This is a genomic window from Devosia sp. (assembly GCF_036563435.1).
Lineage (GTDB): Bacteria > Pseudomonadota > Alphaproteobacteria > Rhizobiales > Devosiaceae > Devosia.
Map to the genome: position 1 here is coordinate 14,463 of NZ_DATCMJ010000020.1, position 19,259 is coordinate 33,721.

The following is a 19,259-nucleotide window of genomic DNA, read 5'->3' on the forward strand; positions in this document are numbered from 1 at the left end:
ACAAGTTTAACCCCCGGCATCGTGCCGGGGGTTTTTATTTGCGGTCACGCCAGCAGCAACTGTCCGGCATCGAGCACATAAAGCCGGCTCGCCAGGGCAGCGACGTCGTCGGCATGGTGACTGACCAGGATCGTGTGCCAGCCGTGCCCTTTAGTCAGCGTGCCGACGAGGTCGCGGATGACGTGGCGGGTTTCGTCGTCCAGGGCCGAGAAGGGCTCGTCGAGAAGGAGGATTGGGCGGGCGCGAAGCAGGGTGCGGGCGAGCGCCACGCGCTGCTTTTGTCCACCCGACAGGGTACTCGCCAGCTGGCGTCCGACACCTTCGAGGCCGACTTCCCCCAGCGCCGCAGCGATCCTGTCGGCTGCCTCGTCGCGACTGGTATTGCGCGGCAGGCCGAGTGCCACATTCTGCGCGGCGCTGAGGTGTTCAAAGAGGCTTTCGGACTGGAGAAGCAGGGACAGCGGCCGCCGCTCGGGCGGCAGGGGCACGAGGTTTGCGCCGTCGAGCTCGATCGTGCCGGACAGTGGGGCGAGAAACCCGCCAAGGAGGTCGAGCAGGGTGGACTTGCCCGAGCCGCTGGGGCCGGAAATGGCGGTCACTTCACCCGCCTCAGCCTCAAGGGAGAAGGTGTAGGGCTGATGCTGGCCGGGATGGGCGAAGGTCAGGTGGTCAACGCGCAGCATTGGCGGTTCTTTCGAGAAGCTTGGGCAGGCCGACAAAAACGATGATGGTGCCGAGAAGGAGAATGGCGGCGATGGCGGCGGCATCGTTCCCCCGATAGGAGCCGAGCGCCCGGAACATCATCAGCGGCAGGGTCTGGAAATCCTGCGTGCCAAAAAGCGCGATGACACCCAGGTCTCCCAGCGAGAAGCAGAAGGAGAGGGCAAGGGTGACGCCGATGTCGCGGCCGAGCAGGGGATATTCCACCAAGGCGAACTGCTGCCAGCCCGAGAGGCCCAGCGAACGGATCAGCTTGCCGCGGCTGCGGGCGATGGCTTCAAGCGGCGGGCCGAGCGTTGCCATGGCAAAGGGCAGCGCCAGGAGGCTGTTGCCAAGGACGACGACAAAGGGGGCAGCCATCTCGGTGGGCAGGCCCAGGCGGCGCACAAGGAGAAAGAAGCCCAGCGACAGGACCACTGCGGGAACCGCAAGGTAGGCAAAGGCTGGAACGCCCAGGAGTGTGCGCATGGGGCCACGGCCGCTCGCGCCCCGGCCCAGGGCCAGGGCGAGTGCAAGCCCAAGCGTCAGAAGGGCCGATGCCGAACCAATCACCAAGCTGCTGAGGGCTGCCCACCAGAAGGCGGGTCGGGCGACCACGGCACCGATGCCAGCGCCCAGGCCGTCGACCAAGACGGAAAGCAGCGGCAGGAGGAAGCCGACGAAGCAGATTGCCAGCACCAGCCACTGGAGGAGCCGCGCGCTCCGCGCGTCCTGCCAGACCGGCGGGCGGGAACTGCCGAAGTTTGCCGGGATGGGGGCAAGTGCGGAGGCGGCAAGGATGACCAGCGAACAGACAGCAATTTGCGTCGCGGCCAGGTTGACCGCGCCGACCAGGCCGAAATCCTGCCGGACGGCGGCATAAATGGCCACTTCCAGCGTCTGGTTGGCAGGCCCGCCGCCCAGCATCAGGACGATGGGGAAGCTGGTGAAAGCGAGAAGAAAGATGATGGCCCCGACGCCGGGCACGGTGCCGCGCAGGGCAGGCCAGTCAAGGAGGAGGAAGCGCTGCCAGGGTGACAGGCCAAGCGACTGGCCGATCTTGAGTCGCGCTTCCGGGATGGCATCGAGCCGCGCCAGCATGATGCGCGCCGCAAAGGCGCCGTCGAGCACGACATGAGCAAGGAGGATGCCGGAAAGGCCGAAAGCCGGATTGCCGAGCGCGGTGCCGAAGAGCCACTCGCTCAGTTGATTGATCCAGCCATTGCGGCCCCAGAGGGAGAGGAGGCCGAAGGCCACGACCATGCCCGGGGTGACGATGGCGGAGGCGAAAAGGGCAACCACGAAGTCGCGGCCGGGGAACCGGAGCCGGTTCAAGGCCCAGGCGAGGGCGCCGCCCACCAGCAGGGACAGAATGGTCGTTAGGCCGGCCTGCAGCGCGGTCATGCGCAGCAGGTGAAGGACGTCGACCCGGGAGCCGGCGCTGCCTTGGGTGGCGGCGGCGAGAATGGACCACAGGACGAGGGCGATCAGCGTGGCTACGGCTGCGGCCAGGGTGCAGGCGGCTGCGACGCGGAGGGGGCGGTGGGGAAGGGTCAGCACGGGCAGTGTTCCAGGCTCCGACCGTCACCCTCGGGCCTGACCCGAGGGGACTGTACTTGACCGGCGCTCCACAGGGGAAGACCCCTCGGGTCGAGCCCGAGGGTGACGATCGCGGTTGAGATGGACACGTCCGCTTTCTCTCCCGACCTCTACTGAATCGCTGCCAGCATTTCGTCGATCCAGGCTTGGCGGTTGGCGGCGATTTCCTCGTCGGTAAAGCCCAGCGTCTTTTTGGGCTGCGGCAGGGTGGCGAAGGCCGGGTCCTGTGCATCGCCCAGATCGGTCACCGGGAACATCCAGTTGGTGTGCGAAATGGTGTTCTGCGCATCGCTCGACAGGAGATATTCGAGGAACTGGCGGGCCAGTTCAGGCTGATCGGAGGACTTGAGGATGCCGGCCACTTCGATCTGGGGATAGTGGCCTTCGGTGAAGAGGGCTGCCTTGATGGTTTCGTCGCCGTCCTCGATGATGTGGTAGGAGGGCGACGTCGTGTAGCTCAGCGTCATGTCGGCTTCGCCCGAAAGGAAGAGGTCGTAGCTCTCGCTCCAGTCGCGGGTGACGGTGAGGATATGGGGCTTGAGCCCCTGCCAGATCTCGGCGGCCCGATCGCCATAGGCGGCCTTGATCCAGAGAACGAGGCCAAAGCCGGGCGTGGCCGAGCGCGGATCCTGGATGGTGATCTTGATCTCGTCGGGGAGGGCGATCAGCTCCTCGAAGGACGTGGGCGGCGTCTCCATGGTGTCGGTGTCGTACATCATGGCGAAGTGAGCATAGTCGAAGGGCACGAATTGTTCGTCCGTCCACGCGCCGGGCAGGGCGAGATCGGTCAGCTCCAGCCCGTGATCGGCAAAGAGCCCGGTCTCGCGCGCTTCACCGGCCACGGCCGTGTCGAGACCCAGGATGATGTCGGCCTCGGTCGTGTCGCCTTCGAGCTGCGCGCGGCGCAGGGTGCCGATGGAACTGTCGGCGGCGATCCATTCCACAGTGCAGCCACCGCAGATCGCCTCGAAGCCGGCCTTGAGCTGCGGGCCCGGGCCCCATTCGGCGGCAAAGCCGTCATAGGTATAGATGGTGAGCTGGGGCGCATCCTGCGCCAGAGCGGGGAAGGCAAGCAGTCCGGAAAGGACCGCAAGCGCGAGACGGGTGGATTTGACCATGGGTCATCCCTTCAGGTGGTTTGCGGCCATGAGTGAAGGGGCAGGTGTCAATGGTGGGAACGTCGAGACGCTCTTGCCATCTCGAACTTCCTCCGCCAGCATGACCTGGTTCAGGTTCAATGGGTAACTCTCAGCTCCGGAAAACTCCGGAACACCCCAGCGAGACGCCCCACATCTAATGAGAGCTTTGTCGCAGTGCAAGACACTTCCGTGCCCCGGGCGGACGCGCCCATAGTTGTATGCAACGGGCCGCTGGCCATTGTCGGCGGCGGCGCCGTGGACCCGGCGCTGCTGCTGGAGCTGGCCGGGCGTGGTGTGACCCTGGTCGGCGCCGATGGGGGTGCGGATGCGATGGGGGCGGCGGGCCTCGTGCCGGCGGCGATCATCGGCGACCTCGATTCGCTCGAGGATCGTGCGGGCTGGGAACAGCGGACGCGGGTGATCCATATTCCCGAGCAGATCACGACGGACTTCCAGAAGGCGCTCTATTCGACCCAGGCGCCGGTGACGCTGGCGCTGGGCATGACAGGCAAGCGGCTCGACCATACGCTGGCGGCGCTGAGTGCCGTTCTCCAATATGCGCCCAAGCGCAAGCTCCTTCTCGTGGACGAGGTGGACGTGGCACTGGCCGTGATCGGACCCATCCGCTTCGATGCCGGTCTGCGCGAGCGCGTCTCGATCCATCCGCTGCTGCCGATCCGCTTCCGTTCTTCGACGGGTTTGTTCTATCCGATGGATGGGCACACGCTGGCTCCGGGCGGGCTGATCGGCACGTCCAACGAGGGGACCGGCGGCCTGGTGGAGGTGGTGCCGGAAGACGAAACGCCATGGCTGCTGATCCTCCGCAAGGAACGGCTGTGGGACTTGGTTGGGGCGTGCGGAAGCGCCGCCTGAACGCGGTTTTCGATTGCTTCGCAGACCGGCTGCGAAGGCGGATCCCGAGACGGCTTTCGCCTCTGTGGGATTATAGTGTGAGACGATTGCCGTCTCGGGACGTCCGGTTTTACGCCGGACACGGGACTCGCGGGATCTCCAACGCTCGCAGAGATACCGGCCCATGCCTCGACCCGCCCTGGCTGACGTTGCCATGCGCCCGGCCCACTCCCGCCACTGTCGCCTGCAGGCCGCCTGCGCGGGGTGGATGGGGGGAGGATATGCTGGGAAGGAGGGGGTGGGGATAAGTTTGTTTGGGCGGTGACGCATTCAACAGCTGAACGTCACCCTCGGGCTTGATCCAAGGGAGCTTTGCTTCAACTCGCGCTCCGCAAGTGCAGGGCCCTCGGGTCAGGCCCGAGGGTGACGGCTGGTGGGTGGGGTGAGGATGGTGGGTAAGCCGGTCGATGGTGGCTAAACCACGCCCCCTCCCGTCCTCCCCCTTAAGGGGGAGGTGCCGTGCGGTGTTTGTGGCTCTATCTCGCGCCATCCACAGAACGAGCTTCCCTCCCCCTTGAGGGGAGGGAGTGAGGGTGGGGGTTCCGGCAGATTGACTGACGCCTGAGCGGGTGGATAGCGCAGAACCCCCACCCTTGATCCCTCCCCTCAAGGGGGAGGGAGACGACTGCGAATCCGGCGCAACAAAAAAGGCGGGCTTGCGCCCGCCTTTTTTGTTTTCTCCGTCGCCCAGCTAGTGCGCTGCGGCGGCTTCCTTGACGGCGTCCTGGACTTTTTCGAAGGCGCGGACTTCGATCTGGCGGATGCGTTCGCGGCTGACGTCGTATTGCTGGGCCAGTTCTTCCAGCGTTGCCGGGTTTTCCTGGAGGCGGCGGGCGTGGAAGATGGCGCGTTCGCGGTCGTTCAGGACATCCATGGCATTGGTCAGAAGACCCATGCGTTCGGTATATTCCTCGCTTTCGCCCAGGGTGGTTTCAGCGCTGGGCGTGTCGTCGACCAGCCAGTCCTGCCACTCGGACGTGCCTTCATCGGCGCGCATGGGCGAGTTGAGCGAGGCGTCGCCGGAGAGGCGCGCATTCATCGACACGACATCGTCCTCGGTGACGTTGAGCGTCGTGGCGATTTGCTTGATCTGGTCGGGATGGAGCGAACCATCGTCCAGAGCGGCAATCTGGCCCTTGACCTTGCGCAGATTAAAGAACAGGCGTTTCTGGGCGGCGGTGGTGCCGATCTTGACCAGCGACCATGACCGCAGAACGTATTCCTGGATGGCTGCGCGGATCCACCACATGGCATAGGTGGCGAGGCGAAAGCCCTTTTCGGGCTCGAAGCGCTTGACGGCATGCATGAGGCCGACATTGCCTTCCGAGATCACCTCGGAAATGGGCAGGCCGTAGCCGCGATAGCCCATAGCGATCTTGGCAACGAGGCGGAGATGGGAGGTGATCAGCTTCTGCGCTGCCGCCGGATCGGTATGTTCCTTGTAGCGCTTGGCGAGCATGTATTCTTCATCCGGTTCCAGCATGGGGAACTTGCGGATTTCCTGAAGATAACGGCTCAAGCCACCTTCGGCTGAAAGCACCGGCAAATTTGTCTGGGCCATGGACGCACCCCTTTCTCAATCCCCCGCATTGCGCGGGCAGAAATGTGCCTGACGCGATGGCCGTAAACGGCCCATCGGCAAACGACGATGAATATATAGGACGCAATCTGGCGAATGTAAGAGCAAGAACGCGCCAAAACGTTACAAATGCGAAAGGGTTCCAGCCCTTGCATTGCGGTCCACAGATATTACGCGTGGGCAGGGACCGGGGTTCAATCACCATGCGGTGAATCGGTGCGTGGCGCTACCGGGCGAAGGCCTTGTCGTGGTTCTGGAGGGCGTCGTCGAGCGCCTGCAGATCGGGGGGCAGGTCGGCTTCGAAGAACATTTCTTCGCCCGTCACCGGATGTTCGAAACCGAGCTCGGCGGCGTGGAGCGCCTGGCGGCCCAAGGCGAGGATCGGCTGGGCCACGTCGGCGGGCAGGCGGTTGATCTTGGTGGCGTAGCCCGAGGCATAGACGGTGTCGGCGACCAGGGGATGGCCGATATGGGCCATGTGGACGCGGATCTGGTGGGTGCGGCCGGTTTCGAGATGGCACTGGACGCGCGTGATGTCCCAACCCTCGCCGCCGAAGCGGGCTTCGACGAAGTAGTGGGTGATGGCCTCGCGGCCATCCCGGCGCACGGCCTGCTTGAGGCGATTGTTCTGGTCGCGGCCCAGCGGCGCGTCGACCGTGCCCTTGGCGGTTTCGGTGGAGCCCCAGACATAGGCGAGATAGGCGCGGTGGAGCGGGCCGGTGCGGCCATGGTCGGCGAACTGGGCCGACAGGTGCTTGTGCGCCGTTTCGGTCTTGGCAGCGACCATGACACCGGAGGTGTCGCGATCGAGCCGGTGAACGATGCCGGGGCGCTTGACGCCGCCGATGCCCTGGAGGCTATCGCCGCAATGGAAGAGGAGGGCGTTGACCAGGGTGCGGTCGGGCGAGCCCGGCGCGGGATGGACCACCATGCCGACGGGCTTGTTGACGACGATGAGCTGGTCGTCCTCGAACAGGATATCGAGCGGAATGTCCTGCGGCTGCGGGTCGGCATCTTCGGGGGGCGGGGCGAGAAGAGTGATTGTCTCGCCTGCCGTTAGCCGGTATTTGGGCTCGCTGACGGTCTTGCCATCGATGCTGACGGCGCCTTCGAGGATCAGGTCCTTGATGCGGTTGCGGCTCAGCACGGTATGCACCCGGGCCAGCGTGGCATCGAGCCGCCCGCCGGCCATCTCGGCATCGACCACGACTTCGACTTCGTCGCCCTCGAAATCTGCAACGGTATTTTCAGCCATGAGTGATCCTGACGAGAGAGAGCAAAAGCCCGAGGCGCCACTGTCGCCCGAGGCACTCGCCGCTTTGGCGAAGGCGCGCCGCTCGTTTGCGATCTCGATGGGCACCCTGTTGCTGGGCTTTATGGCGATTGCCTTCGCCCTTGTCTATCGCGTGATGCGCGACCAGCCACCGCCGACCGTGGCGGCCGAGGTTTCAGTGCCGGCAGGGGCGGAGATCGTCTCGGCCTTGGTCAGCGACGGGCAGGTCAACGTAACCTACCGGCTGGAGGGGGCCACGGTGCTGACGCTTTATGATGGACGGACGGGCGAGAAGCTGCGGGACGTGGTGATCGGGGAGTAGGGGATCTTCCGATCGTCAGCCTTGGGCTTGATGCGAGAGTTCTGTGCTTACGCGGGCATTGTCCAGTGAAGAGCCCTCGGGTCAGGCCCGAGGGTGACGGCTGGTGGGCAGTCAGCGGCCTTGGATTTCGCGGAGGGCGGTCATGCGGTCCGAGACGGAGCCGCCCTTGCGCTGGCCCTTGGCGGGGGTGGCGGGCAGGTGGTCGCTGCCGACGCCGTCATCGGCAAAGCGCTGCACGCGGTCAAAGAGGCTTTCTTCCACCCCGACCGGCACCTCGCCGTCGCGATCCACGGCATAGACCAGCCGGCTGACGCTGGCGGCGATGTCGTTGAGGCGTTCGCGCAGATGCGCTTCCTCCATGCGCTCGGTGTCCCAATCGGCGAGGATGGCGGACTCGACGCCGCTCACCTTGCCGCGGAGCTGTTCGAGTTCGGCTTCAAGGCTCAGCTTTTCGGCAAGGAGTTGCTCGGCCCGGCCATTGCTGCGCTCCACCGTCTGGCTTGTTTCGGCCAGAAGGGCGGTGAGGCGGCTCTCGGCGCTGGCGATGCGGGCTTCGGCGGCAACGAGGCTCTCGCTGTCGCTGCTGCTCTGGTCGGCTTGCTTGGCCAGCGCCTCGCGCATGGCGGCGATGGCGGCGGTGACTTCGGCGCTGCGGCGGTCGGAGGTTTCAAGGCGCGCAACCAGGCTGCGGGCCTGCTCTTCAAGAAAGGTCGAGCGCTTGTGTTCGATGGCCAAGGCCGTGCTCAGCTTGGCCACGTCCTCGTCATAGTCGCCGGTCAGCGCCAGCTCGTCGCTGCCCTGGGGAATGGTGCTGCGCAGGGTCTGGCGCAGTTTTTCGAGCTCTTCGTTGCGGGTGCCGAGTTCCCTGTCGCGCATGCGCAGGCGCTGGGCGAGGTCGGTGGCTTCGCGCTCGAGCTCGGTGGTGCGGGCGCGCAGTTCCGCCTCGCGCGCCTCGAGTTCGCGGACGATGGAGAGATGCTGATCGCGCTCGGCCTTGAGCGTGCCGAGTTCGGCGCGCTTCTGGTTGACGTCTCCCAGCTGCTCGGCCAGCCGCTTGCGCAGCTGCTCCACATTCATTTCGAGACGGCGGGTGGAGAGGGCGAATTCGGCGCGCAGCTGGTCCTTGTCGGCACGAAACTCGGCCATGGTGATGGGCGTGGCGGCCTCGATGCGGCGCTTGGTCAGGCGCACGGCCCGCTTCCACACGGCGGGGAGGAGGATCAGCGCCACGAGGCCCGCCACGAGGAGGCCAAGCGCGAAATACATGATGTTCTCGATGACCATTGCCCAACTCCGGCGCTCCGCACGCGCAAGGCATACGGGCAGTTCTGTTCTGGCACCAGCCCGGGCGGCTGACCAGATTTGCTCCCGGTTAACCCTAACGCGTTGCGCGCCCGGCGTCACCCGCAGGGTAATTCCCCAGTGGGTGGTGAGTTGCCAAGGCGTGACGGCCCGGCCGCACGGGCCAGGCAGCAAGGCAGAACGGCTCCGTCAGCACCTATTGGCGCGAGAAGCGGAGACGGGCGATTTCGTCGTAGTCGGCCTGCTCGGCCTTGAGCTGGTCGGCGGCTTCGCGCTGATGCTCGCGCTGGTCGAGCAGCTCGACCTTCTTGAGGTCTTCGAGCGCCTCGGCCAGGGCGTCCTGGGCGGCCTCGAGCTTGCCGCGCATGTCGCTGGCGGAGGCCAGGAGGTTGTCGCGGCGGGTCATGGCCGCCTTGGCAAAGGTCGAATAGGCGAAGTGGGCGACATCGGAAATGCCGGTCTTGGTCTGCTCGATCTCGATCTGCTGGTCGAGTTCGGACGCCATGCGCTCGAAGTCGTTGATCATCATCTCGATCTGGGCGACCTGACGGCGCTTCTCGTCCACCTGGAACTTCTTGAGCCGGATGAGGCTCTCGCTGCGCGATTTCAAGACCTGTACTCCTTACACACCAAGTCAGTTCCGGGGCGGAGTCCGCCCCATCAGCCTGCCGCGCCCGCCTGCTCCACGATGGCCCTGAGCATTTCATAGCCCTCGGCAATCGATGTCGTATCTTCCCGGCTCTGACTTAGAAAAGCCTCAAGTGCCGGGTTGATGGCGATCGCGCGGTCCACTTTCGGATCTGACCCTTTCCGGTAAGCCCCCAGCCGGATCAGCTCCTCCATGTCCGCAAAAATGGACATGAGCTCGCGCGCCTTGGCCAGGACAGGCCGAAAATCGGCCGGAACACACCCTGGCATGGTGCGCGAGATGGACCGGAGCACGTTGACCGCCGGGTAACGACCCCTTTCGGCAATCCCGCGCTCCATCACAATATGCCCATCGAGAATGCCGCGCACGGCATCGGCAATAGGCTCATTGTGATCATCACCTTCCACCAAAACGGTAAATAGTCCGGTAATGGAACCGGTCGAAGGCGTTCCAGGTCCGGCGCGCTCGAGCAGGCGTGGCAATTCGGTGAAAACGGTGGGCGGATAGCCCTTGGCGGTGGGTGGTTCGCCGATGGCAAGGCCAATCTCGCGCTGCGCCATGGCGAAGCGGGTGAGGGAGTCCATCATGCAGAGGACGCGTTTGCCCTGGTCGCGGAAGAACTCGGAAAGCGCCAGCGACATATAGGCGGCCTGTCGGCGCATCAGGGCGGCCTCATCGGAGGTGGCGACTACGACCACGGCGCGGCGCAGGCCTTCCTCGCCCAGATACTCCTGGATGAATTCGTGCACCTCGCGCCCGCGCTCACCGATGAGGCCGATGACGGAAACGTCGACATCAGTATTGCGGGCCAGCATGGACATCAGCACCGACTTGCCGACGCCCGAGCCGGCAAAGATGCCCATGCGCTGGCCTTCGCAAAGGGTGGTGAAGGTGTTGAGGCAGCGGACGCCGAGGTTGAGCGGATCGCCGACACGCACGCGGTCATGCGCGAGGAGCGGATCCTGGCGGAGGGGGAAGGGCCTGGCGCCGCGTTGGAGGGGGCCAAGGCCGTCGATGGGTTCGCCATTGGCGTTGATGACGCGGCCGAGCCAGGCCTCGGATGGAAAGACCGAGCCGTCATTGCGCTGGAACACGGCCTTGCAGCCGAGGCGGACGCCGCCGAGCTGGCCGAAAGGCAGGCAGAGGGCGTGACCATCCTTGAAGCCGATGATTTCGGCCGCCAGCTGTTCGTCGTTGACGGTCTCGATCTGCACGCGGCCGCCGACACGCAGCTCACGCACCGGGCCGACGATCTCGATCAGCAGGCCCTGCACTGATTTGACCCGGCCGAACACCTCGACATCGTCGATTGCGTCAATAGCAGAGATCAGTGCCTTCATGCTGCTGTCATGTTCCGTTCGTTCGAGCGGCCGGTATGGTTTCCGCAAGGCTCGATTCGTCACCCTCGCCGAATCACAGGGTAACGCATTGTTAAGCAAATGGCGCTATTTCACGGTTTGGGCCGGTCTGTCCGCAGCATTGCGTAGATCATCCGGCAAACCCCTGACATCGCCACAATTGCCCGAGTCGAAAGAGTCGCTTAGAGCGGCTTCTTAAACCATTTTCTTAAGAAAAATACGTTCAATTAACCTAAAGATTTCAATCACTTAAACTTAATTCATCCTAACGCTGTTTGCGTATTGCCCAAGTGAATTAAACTTTGTTAACTATTTGGGCTTAGGGTTCAGTCATATCCAGTAGGGTTGGCGTGGGCAGCCAGGTCCACGGTTCCAGCAGGAACGAAATGACAAGGGGAATATAATGCGGGTACTCCTTATTGAGGACGACAGCGCTACAGCGCAGAGCATCGAGCTGATGCTCAAGTCCGAAAGCTTCAACGTCTACACCACCGATCTCGGTGAAGAGGGCGTCGATCTCGGCAAACTCTATGACTACGACATCATCCTGCTCGACCTCAACCTGCCCGACATGAGCGGTTACGAGGTGCTGCGCACACTGCGCGTCGCCAAGGTGCAGACGCCGATCCTGATCCTTTCCGGCCTTGCCGGCATCGAGGACAAGGTGCGCGGTCTCGGCTTCGGTGCCGACGACTACATGACCAAGCCCTTCCACAAGGACGAACTCGTGGCCCGCATCCACGCCATCGTCCGCCGCTCCAAGGGCCACGCCCAGTCGGTCATCCAGACCGGCGACCTGACCGTGAACCTCGACACCAAGACCGTTGAAGTGCAGACCCAGCGGGTGCACCTCACGGGCAAGGAATACCAGATGCTCGAGCTGCTCTCCCTCCGCAAGGGGACCACGCTCACCAAGGAAATGTTCCTCAACCACCTTTATGGCGGCATGGATGAGCCCGAGCTCAAGATCATCGACGTGTTCATCTGCAAGCTGCGCAAGAAGCTTTCGGTGGCCACCGGCGGCAAGAACTACATCGAGACCGTCTGGGGCCGTGGCTATGTGCTGCGCGAGCCCGATGCCGATGAAGGCTATAGCGAGAACGTCGCCTAAAGCCGGCGCTTCCCCCGCTCCCCATCAGCCCCGCGCAAGCCATTGCGCGGGGCTTTGTTTTGCCGGCGCCTGGGCGGCAGCCAAGTTCAGGAACATCGGTGCCTCGTCCGCGTTGTCGAGCTGGGACACTGTGTTGGGAGCTCTGCCATGTCGAACCTGTCGCAACGCCTGCGCGAGCCGCTGGTGCTGATGCTTCTGATCCTTGCCGTGGTCGGCTGGGTGTCGTTCATTTCCATGTGGATCAACGCGTCCAACCAGGCTGGGCAGGACCAGCAGACGATCGCGGCGCTGACCGCCGAGCGCGACGACGTCGCCGGCCAGCTGGCGGAGCGGGAAGAGGCGCAGGGCGCGCTGGAAGAGACGCAGGCGCAATTGACCAAGGCGCAGCGCGATCTCGCCGCTGCAACGGCGACGGCGCAGACCGTCAACAATGACCTCGCCGCCCGGCGCGAAGAACTCGATACCGCAACGGCCGATCTCGAAGCCCGGCGGACGGAAGCGAGTGCGGCACAACAGCAGGCGGAAGAAGCGCAGGCGCGCGTCGATACGCTTGCAAGCGAAGAACAGGACCTCACCGCCCAGATCGACACGGCCAACCAGCAGCTGACCGATATTGGCGCGCGCCTCGCCGAGGCCCGCAACCAGGAGGCGGCCTCCAGCAACAGCGTGGCGCAATTGAGCAACGAGGCTGCGAGCGCGACCGCAGCGCTTGCCGACACGCAGTCGCAACTGCAGACGGCGCGCGAGCAGCTTACCGCCATCCAGACCCAGATCGCCGATCTCACGGCGCAGAGCGAGACAGCGGGTGCCGATCTGCAGGCGCTGCAGGGCCAGGTGGCCGACCTCACCGCCCGCCGCGACGAGCTGAACGAAGCGGTCGTGGGCTATGAAACGCAGCGCAAAGAGTTGCAGCCGCAGGTCGACCAGCTGGCGCAGACGCTTGCCACGCGCGCCGAGGAACTGGCTGCGCTGGAAGAGCGCATCGCTGCGGCCAACCAGCAGTCCGACGCCGCGGCGCAGATCGGGCGTTTCTCCGTTGCGGGGGAAGGTGAGGCGCAGGGGCTGACCCTGGCGCTGGAGCAGGATGGCAGCTTTGCCCTTACCGGCCGCAACGGTCGTGCGGTGTCCGGCCGCTATGAGCTCAGCGATACCGACCTGGTGCTTTCGGAGGCCAGTGGCTCGATCGGCAATGCCAGTTTCCCGATGACCTGCCCGGTGGAGCGCAATGCCGGTGGCTTCACCATCGGCAATGCCGAGGGCTGTGCCCTGTCGGGCCTGCAGTTCGAACGCGCTCCCTGAGAAGCAGATTGTTCGCACCCCCGTCGAAAGCGGCGGGGGTGGCTCGTCGCCAAGTCAGGACCGCGGTTATAACCGCGCTTGATAGGAGACCCAAATGATCCGCATCGCGACCTTCGCCGCAGCCCTGCTGATGGCCAGCCCGGCCTTTGCCCAGTCAGAACCCCAAGGCCAGACCGTCACGGTCAATGGCATGGAGATGTATTACGAGGTGTCGGGCGAGGGCGAGCCGCTGATCGTCTTGCACGGCGCCTATATGAACATCCCCGCCATGGGCGGCATCATTCCCAGACTGGCCGAGACCCACAAGGTCTACGCCCTGGAGTTCCAGGGACATGGCCGCACCAACGACATCGACCGGCCGATCACCTATCCCAACCTGGCCGATGATGTTGCAGCCTTCATGGATGCAGTGGACTTGGAGAAGGCCGACGTCTTCGGCTACTCGATGGGCGCCGGCGCGGGCCTGCAGCTGGCCATTCGCCACACCGACAAGGTCGACCAGCTGATCGCCGCCTCCGTGTCCTATGACGTGGAGGGATGGCAGCCCGCGATGGTCGAGATGATCCCCTCCATGAGCCCCGAAATGTTTGTCGGCACGCCCATGGAAGATGCCTTTCGGGAGCTGGCGGTCGACAAGGAGGGTTTTCCGGCGCTGGTGGAAAAGCTCATCGCCCTCGAACATGAGCCGCAGGCCTGGGGCGACGATGTCGCCAGGCTCGAGACGCCGGTGCTGATCATTGCCGGCGATGCCGATGCCATGACGCTTGAGCATGCGGTGGCCATGTTCCGCCTCCTGGGCGGCGGCGTCATGGGTGACATGGGGCAGCCGCTGCCGGCGTCGCGGCTGGCGATCCTGCCGGCGACCTCGCATACGGCGGTGATCAACCAGGTCGATCTTCTGCACGCCTTTATCGAGCCGTTCCTTGAGGGCGAGACGCCCAAGGGCATGTTCTGACACGAGACGATTGCTCATGACGGCGGATGCTGCTTTGTTTCGCCGTCATGAATTCCGAGTCTGAAACGCATCGCGCCATCACCGCCGTCTGGAAGAACGAGCAGCCGCGGCTGATCGCCAGCCTGACGCGTATGATGCGCGACATCTCGATGGCCGAAGAACTGGCGCAGGATGCGCTGGTGACGGCGCTCAGGAAATGGCCGGAAACCGGGGTGCCGAGCAATCCCGGCGCCTGGCTGATGCAGACGGCCAAGCGCCGCGCCATCGACTATTTCCGCCACCGCAAGATGGCGGCGAGCAAGCTCGAAGAGGTCGGCCGCATCATCAAGGATGACGCGCCGGACGTACAGACGGCCGCGATCGAGGCGCTGGATGACGATGTCGGCGACGACCTGCTGCGCCTGATCTTTACCGCCTGTCACCCGATCCTGCCTGCGGAGTCGCGCGTGGCGCTGACCCTGCGGCTGCTGGGCGGACTGACGACGGAGGAGATTGCCCGCGCCTTCCTGGCGGCGGAGCCGACCATCGGGCAGCGCATCGTGCGGGCCAAGCGGACGATCGCCGAGGCCGGCATTCCCTTCGAGGTGCCGCGCGGTGCGGCGCGGGCGGAGCGGCTGAGCTCGGTTCTGGGTGTGCTCTACCTCATCTTCAACGAGGGCTATTCGGCCACGGCGGGCGATGACCTGATCCGGCCGCAGCTTTGCGACGAGGCGATCCGGCTCTGCCGTATCCTGGCGCAGCTGTCGCCGCAGGACACCGAAGTGCATGCGCTCCTTGCCCTGATGGAACTGCAGGCCTCGCGCACCGCGGCGCGAACGGCCAAGGACGGGGCGCCGGTGCTCCTCTTGGAGCAGGACAGGACGCTCTGGGACCGCGAGCTGATCCGCCATGGGCTCACGGCCCTGCAGCAGGCGGTGGATTTGGGTGGCGAGGACGAGCCCTATGCGCTGCAGGCGGCGATCGCGGCCTGCCATGCACGGGCGGAGCGGGCGGAAGACACCGACTGGCAGCGCATCGCGGCGCTTTATGCGCGTCTCAGCGCCGTCGCGCCGTCGCCGGTGGTGGAGCTCAACCGGGCCGTGGCCGTGTCCATGGCGGAGGGGCCGGCTGCGGCGCTGCCGCTGATCGATGCCATTCGCGAGAGCCCGGCGCTCAAGAACTACCACCTGCTCTACGGCGTGCGCGGGGATCTCTTGAGCAAGCTCGGTCGGCATACCGAGGCGACGCTGGAATTCCGCCGTGCGGCCGATCTCACGCGCAATGCGCGTGAAAAGGCCTATCTGATCGGCAGGGCGGGCGAGGGCGCCTAGGCGGCGATGCTGCGCTGCTCGAACTTGGCTTCGAGGATGGTGCGGTCGAAGGGCTTCATCATGTAGTCGCTGGCACCGGCCTTGAGGGCCATGGCGATGGCGCCGATGTCGTTTTCGACGGTGCAATAGACGATGTGCGGCTTGTCGCCGCCCACATAGGCGCGCAGGAGCTTGAGGAATTCGAGCCCACTCATGATGGGCATGTTCCAGTCGAGGAGGATGGCGTCCGGCATTTCCTGCCGGCACTTGTCGAAGGCGTCCTGCCCGTCTTCGGCTTCCTCGACGATATAGTCCATGTCTTCGAGAATGCGTCGTGCGACTTTGCGCACGACGCTGGAGTCATCGACAATGAGGCAGGACTTCATGTCCGAGAGCTCCGCAGAGGCTGACGCGCGACCCTAGTCTAGCTCAGCACATCCTAGGAAATGGTTAGCATCAAGCCTGTGTTTCAGTCTCGGAAGAGGAAGGCTCTTCCGTGGGAGCGGTTTCGGCCGGAGCCGCCTCGGCCGCCTTGGGCTTGGCGGTGAAGAAGAACATGTCGTTTTCGAGCCCGATATCGAGCTCCATGTCCGTCATGCGCGCCAGGAGGCCGGTATAGAAGGGCTGGATGCCGCGGGCATCGACGGCGCCTTCCTCGGGCATGCCCGAAAGAAGGCCGGCGGCGCCGGAGGGGACCAGGGTCTTCTGCCGCTTTTCGGGATCGCTCTTGGAGGTGAACTCGAAGCGCTCACTGCCGGCGTCACCCAGGATGCTGGCCGTGACCTGGCCGCCGCGCGGCACCGACATGGCGGCGATCAGCAGCATGTTCATGAAGAGCTTGGCCTTGTGCTTGGGCAAAAGGATCAGCGGGACGTTCCATTCGAGATCGGCCTTTTCGATCTCGAACAGGATGCGGGCGACGCGTTCGCATTCGCGCGTGTCGATATCGGTGCCCGAGGTCGAGGACGCGCCATAGGCCAGGCGGGCGAATTCGAGCTTGGCGCGGCTCTGCTTGGCGGCGCTGGCGATAAGGTCACGCGCGCCCTCGGCCATGTCGCCCTGGTTGGGATCGGCCAGCACTTCGAGCCCGTTGCCGATGGCGCCAATGGGATTGATCAGGTCGTGGCAGACCCGGGAGCACAGCATGGCGGCCAGATCGGTTGCCTTGAGCTCGATGATGTCCATGCCGGCAGTCTCCAGAAGAATCAAAACGCCACGACCTTAGTGGCTACATGGTAAATTGCCCATGAACTTGGTCCGGGCCGTGACGGCGCTCAGTTGATCGACAGCCCCTTGGCCAGTTCGGGCCAGCGCGCCTCGGCGGCAATAGCGGCTTCGTCGGGCGCCTGGAGAAAAGCTTCGCGGCCGGCGGCGGAATAGAAGAGATAGAGCCGCTGCTTGAAGACGGCGTAGAATTGCGGATCGCTGTCGGAGACATAGCCGCGAGCAACGCCCATGGCGCCGTGGCCGCCGAACTGGGGGGCGTAGATTTCCGGTGCCGACTTGAAGATGTCGCGGTTGGCCGCGGTGGCGAAATGCCAGGCGACATTGTTCCAGACATATTCGAACTGCGGGCGGCCGCGCAGCGGCTCGGGCTCGGTGAAATAGCTTACCGGATCCCAACCGTAGATGCCGATGCCAGTCAGCGGATCGGTGACGTAAAGCGTGACCACCGACTGCGCGCAAGCGGGGACGACGGCAGCCGGAACCATGCCGGAAAGCGGCAAAACAAAGGCAAGCATGGTTAAGATTTGTTTAGAGCTTTGCTTCATCATCGACGGGAATGATCGGTGGGACCACGGGGCTTCGGCCCCTGGCACAGTAGGGGTTCAGCCCTAACGGTGTCGTTAACACCCCCCGCTCATCGTGGGAGATTTCGATGATCAAGCGCCTTGCCCTCCTGTTCACCCTGCTTGCCGCCCTTCTGGCACCTGCCGGCATGGCGCAGGCGCAGGGCTCGCTCAGCGACAGCTTCTCTGGAGAAGAGTTGGTCGAGGATGGCCGCGCATTCTTCGGCTCCACCTCCCAGGGCTTGGCCTCCATCGTGGAGCGCGCCGTCAGCGAATTTGGCCTGCCCAATGGCTACATCCTGGGCGAGGATGCCGGCGGGGCCCTATTCGCCGGAGCACGCTATGGCGAAGGCATTTTGCACACCCGCAATGCCGGCCAATACAACGTCTACTGGCAGGGTCCGTCCATCGGCTTCGACATCGGTGGCGACGGCTCCAAGGTGATGATGCTGGTCTACAACCTCAACCAGATTCAGGACGTGCTCGGCCGCTATGCCGGCGTTGATGGCTCCGCCTATGTGCTGGGCGGCTTCGGCATGACGGTGATTAAGCGGCGCAATGTGGTGATTGTCCCGATCCGCTCGGGCGTCGGCGCGCGGCTGGGCATCAATATCGGCTATCTCAACTTCACCAACCAGCCCACCTGGAACCCCTTCTGACGATTTTTATCGCTTCGAGGATCGCCTCCGGGCGGCTAACGTTAGCTGTCTCGGAGGAACGCAATGTCCAGTCAGCATTTCGTCGTCGCCGCCCAGGATCGGGCCTGGCACTATAGTTACAAGGGCGACATCATCGGGCCCTATACGAGCCGCGAAGAGGCGGTCGCCGCAGCCATCGAAGAAGCCAGCAACCTCGATGACGACGATGTGGAAGTCGTGGTGCGTGACGCGGACCTTCGCACGGAAACGGTGTGGCGGCCGAACCAGCCGAAGCCCTGAACATCAGTGAGCCGCGCAAGACTGAGCTGCGCGGCCTTTGCTGTCTAAACCTTACTGCATCAGCACCATGCGCTGCGCGGCCCGATCGGTGGCGTAGGTGGCCGGATCATAGGCCTGCTGGTTTTCCAGCTGTTCGCGCGAGGCGTTGATGAAGAGGTAGCGGTTGCCGAACGTGTCGGACGAGAAGCTGAGATTGTCGAAGGCGACAGCCACCGGCTTGGCGCCGAGACCGAGGAAACCGCCGACATCGACGATTACCGCGTCGAAGCTGCCGTCAGGATTGGTGACGATGTCGCCGATCGTGCCGATCTGCTCGTCATTGATGCCATAGACGCCAATGCCGCGCAGGTCTTCGGCGGTGAGGCCGGTTTCATCGAATTCGGTGAAGCCGCTGCGGTCCATCGGCGTGGCGATGGGCGGGCGCTCCGGCTGGTCGGTGGTGAGCGCAGGGTCGACGGGTGCGGCATTGGGGTCGCCTTCCACCATCTGCTCTTCTTCCTGCTCGGGCGTCAGGGCCGGCTCGCCGGTTACTTCCTCGCTGTCGCCCCAGATGAAGGCAGGTGCCTGGGTCAGGGCTTCGGCAGTCGTCTCAAGCACCCAGCGGCGCGAGCCATCTTCGCGGGCGGCCCATTCGAGCTGCGCGAAGTCGACGGCAACGTCCTTTTCCCCGACGCCCAAAAAGCCGCCGACGCCAATCACCACGACAGAAATGCCCTGGCCGGAGGTCACGACCATGTCGTTGATCGTGCCGATTTCCTCGGCGTCATCGCCGGTGGAGCTGAAGACGGTCTGGCCCAGGAGCTGGGTAACGAGCACATCCTCGCCGCTTGTGGCATAGCCCTCGGTCAAAACGGTGGGAGGCGTAAGGCCGCTCTGCTCGAGTTCACTGGGCGCCGTCCCGGTGGCGGGTGCCTGGGCATTGGCGGTAGTGGCCAGCAGAAAGGCGAAGAGGGGCAGCGAGACGAGGTGGCGAGGCATGGCAAACTCCGACTACGAAAAAGGGCCGGCCCTGAGGCCAGCCCTTCCTTGAAACAATCCTGAGCGG

At 64.4% G+C, this 19,259-nt stretch carries 20 protein-coding genes and 1 riboswitch; of the genes, 8 read left to right on the forward strand and 12 right to left on the reverse strand.

Annotation, left to right across the window (positions count from 1 at the left end; translation table 11 throughout):
- Positions 1-44 precede the first annotated feature (44 nt).
- The 3 genes from VIL88_RS17490 to thiB form a co-directional block, all read right to left on the reverse strand.
- Complete coding sequence (locus VIL88_RS17490) at positions 45-683, reverse strand: ATP-binding cassette domain-containing protein (protein ID WP_331990905.1); 639 nt, start codon at positions 681-683, stop codon at positions 45-47.
- Positions 670-2,259 carry a thiamine/thiamine pyrophosphate ABC transporter permease ThiP gene (locus tag VIL88_RS17495; RefSeq protein ID WP_331990906.1) on the reverse strand — a complete coding sequence of 530 codons (1,590 nt, stop codon included), beginning with the start codon at positions 2,257-2,259 and terminating at the stop codon, positions 670-672. Before VIL88_RS17495 ends, VIL88_RS17490 begins: the two co-directional genes overlap by 14 nt.
- Positions 2,260-2,408: 149 nt before the next feature.
- Positions 2,409-3,416: a thiamine ABC transporter substrate binding subunit gene (thiB, locus tag VIL88_RS17500; protein ID WP_331990907.1), complete on the reverse strand. Its 1,008-nt coding sequence runs from the start codon at positions 3,414-3,416 to the stop codon at positions 2,409-2,411.
- Positions 3,417-3,486: 70 nt separating this feature from the next.
- A riboswitch (TPP riboswitch) is annotated at positions 3,487-3,585 on the reverse strand.
- Positions 3,586-3,611: 26 nt separating this feature from the next.
- On the opposite strand from thiB, the gene VIL88_RS17505 reads away from it, so the two are divergent.
- A complete protein-coding gene (locus tag VIL88_RS17505; protein ID WP_331990908.1) occupies positions 3,612-4,310 on the forward strand; it encodes a thiamine diphosphokinase in 699 nt (232 codons plus the stop codon).
- 730 nt (positions 4,311-5,040) lie between these two features.
- Here VIL88_RS17505 and rpoH read toward each other — a convergent pair.
- Both rpoH and VIL88_RS17515 read right to left on the reverse strand, forming a co-directional pair.
- Positions 5,041-5,910: an RNA polymerase sigma factor RpoH gene (gene rpoH / locus VIL88_RS17510; RefSeq protein ID WP_331990909.1), complete on the reverse strand. Its 870-nt coding sequence runs from the start codon at positions 5,908-5,910 to the stop codon at positions 5,041-5,043.
- Positions 5,911-6,154: 244 nt separating this feature from the next.
- Positions 6,155-7,183, reverse strand: coding sequence for an RluA family pseudouridine synthase (locus tag VIL88_RS17515; RefSeq protein ID WP_331990910.1), 1,029 nt, complete (start codon positions 7,181-7,183; stop codon positions 6,155-6,157).
- Here VIL88_RS17515 and VIL88_RS17520 point away from each other — a divergent pair.
- Positions 7,182-7,523 carry a hypothetical protein gene (locus VIL88_RS17520; RefSeq protein ID WP_331990911.1) on the forward strand — a complete coding sequence of 114 codons (342 nt, stop codon included), beginning with the start codon at positions 7,182-7,184 and terminating at the stop codon, positions 7,521-7,523. The genes VIL88_RS17515 and VIL88_RS17520 overlap by 2 nt on opposite strands.
- 111 nt (positions 7,524-7,634) lie before the next feature.
- On the opposite strand, the gene VIL88_RS17525 is transcribed toward VIL88_RS17520, so the two are convergent.
- The 3 genes from VIL88_RS17525 to fliI all read right to left on the reverse strand — a co-directional run bounded on the left by VIL88_RS17525 (position 7,635) and on the right by fliI (position 10,814).
- The gene (locus VIL88_RS17525) at positions 7,635-8,807 is read right to left on the reverse strand and encodes a hypothetical protein (protein WP_331990912.1); all 1,173 of its coding nucleotides are present in this window, start codon (positions 8,805-8,807) and stop codon (positions 7,635-7,637) included.
- A 214-nt stretch (positions 8,808-9,021) separates the two neighbouring features.
- Positions 9,022-9,435, reverse strand: coding sequence for a flagellar export protein FliJ (gene fliJ / locus VIL88_RS17530; RefSeq protein ID WP_331990913.1), 414 nt, complete (start codon positions 9,433-9,435; stop codon positions 9,022-9,024).
- 50 nt (positions 9,436-9,485) lie between these two features.
- Positions 9,486-10,814: a flagellar protein export ATPase FliI gene (gene fliI, locus VIL88_RS17535; RefSeq protein ID WP_331990914.1), complete on the reverse strand. Its 1,329-nt coding sequence runs from the start codon at positions 10,812-10,814 to the stop codon at positions 9,486-9,488.
- A gap of 421 nt (positions 10,815-11,235) precedes the next feature.
- On the opposite strand from fliI, the gene ctrA reads away from it, so the two are divergent.
- From ctrA to VIL88_RS17555, 4 genes are all read left to right on the forward strand, one after another.
- Complete coding sequence (gene ctrA / locus VIL88_RS17540) at positions 11,236-11,943, forward strand: response regulator transcription factor CtrA (protein WP_201660906.1); 708 nt, start codon at positions 11,236-11,238, stop codon at positions 11,941-11,943.
- A 147-nt stretch (positions 11,944-12,090) separates the two neighbouring features.
- Positions 12,091-13,242: a hypothetical protein gene (locus tag VIL88_RS17545; RefSeq protein ID WP_331990915.1), complete on the forward strand. Its 1,152-nt coding sequence runs from the start codon at positions 12,091-12,093 to the stop codon at positions 13,240-13,242.
- A 94-nt stretch (positions 13,243-13,336) separates the two neighbouring features.
- Entirely contained in the window at positions 13,337-14,197 is an 861-nt protein-coding gene (locus VIL88_RS17550; protein WP_331990916.1) for an alpha/beta hydrolase, read from the forward strand.
- Between the two features lie 47 nt (positions 14,198-14,244).
- Positions 14,245-15,507, forward strand: coding sequence for an RNA polymerase sigma factor (locus VIL88_RS17555; protein WP_331990917.1), 1,263 nt, complete (start codon positions 14,245-14,247; stop codon positions 15,505-15,507).
- On the opposite strand, the gene VIL88_RS17560 is transcribed toward VIL88_RS17555, so the two are convergent.
- The 3 genes from VIL88_RS17560 to VIL88_RS17570 form a co-directional block, all read right to left on the reverse strand.
- On the reverse strand, positions 15,504-15,872 hold the full coding sequence (locus VIL88_RS17560; protein ID WP_331990918.1) for a response regulator: 369 nt from the start codon (positions 15,870-15,872) through the stop codon (positions 15,504-15,506). The genes VIL88_RS17555 and VIL88_RS17560 overlap by 4 nt on opposite strands.
- A gap of 70 nt (positions 15,873-15,942) precedes the next feature.
- Entirely contained in the window at positions 15,943-16,671 is a 729-nt protein-coding gene (chpT, locus tag VIL88_RS17565) for a histidine phosphotransferase ChpT (protein ID WP_331990919.1), read from the reverse strand.
- 89 nt (positions 16,672-16,760) lie between these two features.
- Complete coding sequence (locus VIL88_RS17570) at positions 16,761-17,228, reverse strand: YHS domain-containing (seleno)protein (protein WP_331990920.1); 468 nt, start codon at positions 17,226-17,228, stop codon at positions 16,761-16,763.
- Positions 17,229-17,365: 137 nt separating this feature from the next.
- On the opposite strand from VIL88_RS17570, the gene VIL88_RS17575 reads away from it, so the two are divergent.
- Positions 17,366-17,935, forward strand: a complete 570-nt coding sequence (locus tag VIL88_RS17575) for a DUF1134 domain-containing protein (protein ID WP_414650166.1) — start codon at positions 17,366-17,368, stop codon at positions 17,933-17,935.
- 63 nt (positions 17,936-17,998) lie between these two features.
- Positions 17,999-18,214: a hypothetical protein gene (locus tag VIL88_RS17580; protein WP_331990921.1), complete on the forward strand. Its 216-nt coding sequence runs from the start codon at positions 17,999-18,001 to the stop codon at positions 18,212-18,214.
- Positions 18,215-18,265: 51 nt separating this feature from the next.
- On the opposite strand, the gene VIL88_RS17585 is transcribed toward VIL88_RS17580, so the two are convergent.
- Positions 18,266-19,192, reverse strand: coding sequence for a PRC-barrel domain-containing protein (locus tag VIL88_RS17585; RefSeq protein ID WP_331990922.1), 927 nt, complete (start codon positions 19,190-19,192; stop codon positions 18,266-18,268).
- Between the last annotated feature and the right edge of the window lie 67 nt (positions 19,193-19,259).

Excerpts from the sequence above, each read along its gene's own strand:
- VIL88_RS17490 (WP_331990905.1), bottom strand. The coding sequence starts at position 683 with ATGCTGCGCGTTGACCACCTGACCTTCGCCCATCCCGGCCAGCATCAG.
- thiB (WP_331990907.1), bottom strand. The coding sequence starts at position 3,416 with ATGGTCAAATCCACCCGTCTCGCGCTTGCGGTCCTTTCCGGACTGCTT.
- rpoH (WP_331990909.1), bottom strand. The coding sequence starts at position 5,910 with ATGGCCCAGACAAATTTGCCGGTGCTTTCAGCCGAAGGTGGCTTGAGC.
- VIL88_RS17520 (WP_331990911.1), top strand. The coding sequence starts at position 7,182 with ATGAGTGATCCTGACGAGAGAGAGCAAAAGCCCGAGGCGCCACTGTCG.
- VIL88_RS17515 (WP_331990910.1), bottom strand. The coding sequence starts at position 7,183 with ATGGCTGAAAATACCGTTGCAGATTTCGAGGGCGACGAAGTCGAAGTC.
- VIL88_RS17525 (WP_331990912.1), bottom strand. The coding sequence starts at position 8,807 with ATGGTCATCGAGAACATCATGTATTTCGCGCTTGGCCTCCTCGTGGCG.
- fliI (WP_331990914.1), bottom strand. The coding sequence starts at position 10,814 with ATGAAGGCACTGATCTCTGCTATTGACGCAATCGACGATGTCGAGGTG.
- ctrA (WP_201660906.1), top strand. The coding sequence starts at position 11,236 with ATGCGGGTACTCCTTATTGAGGACGACAGCGCTACAGCGCAGAGCATC.
- VIL88_RS17545 (WP_331990915.1), top strand. The coding sequence starts at position 12,091 with ATGTCGAACCTGTCGCAACGCCTGCGCGAGCCGCTGGTGCTGATGCTT.
- VIL88_RS17550 (WP_331990916.1), top strand. The coding sequence starts at position 13,337 with ATGATCCGCATCGCGACCTTCGCCGCAGCCCTGCTGATGGCCAGCCCG.
- VIL88_RS17555 (WP_331990917.1), top strand. The coding sequence starts at position 14,245 with ATGAATTCCGAGTCTGAAACGCATCGCGCCATCACCGCCGTCTGGAAG.
- VIL88_RS17560 (WP_331990918.1), bottom strand. The coding sequence starts at position 15,872 with ATGAAGTCCTGCCTCATTGTCGATGACTCCAGCGTCGTGCGCAAAGTC.
- chpT (WP_331990919.1), bottom strand. The coding sequence starts at position 16,671 with ATGGACATCATCGAGCTCAAGGCAACCGATCTGGCCGCCATGCTGTGC.
- VIL88_RS17570 (WP_331990920.1), bottom strand. The coding sequence starts at position 17,228 with ATGCTTGCCTTTGTTTTGCCGCTTTCCGGCATGGTTCCGGCTGCCGTC.
- VIL88_RS17575 (WP_414650166.1), top strand. The coding sequence starts at position 17,366 with ATGATCAAGCGCCTTGCCCTCCTGTTCACCCTGCTTGCCGCCCTTCTG.
- VIL88_RS17580 (WP_331990921.1), top strand. The coding sequence starts at position 17,999 with ATGTCCAGTCAGCATTTCGTCGTCGCCGCCCAGGATCGGGCCTGGCAC.
- VIL88_RS17585 (WP_331990922.1), bottom strand. The coding sequence starts at position 19,192 with ATGCCTCGCCACCTCGTCTCGCTGCCCCTCTTCGCCTTTCTGCTGGCC.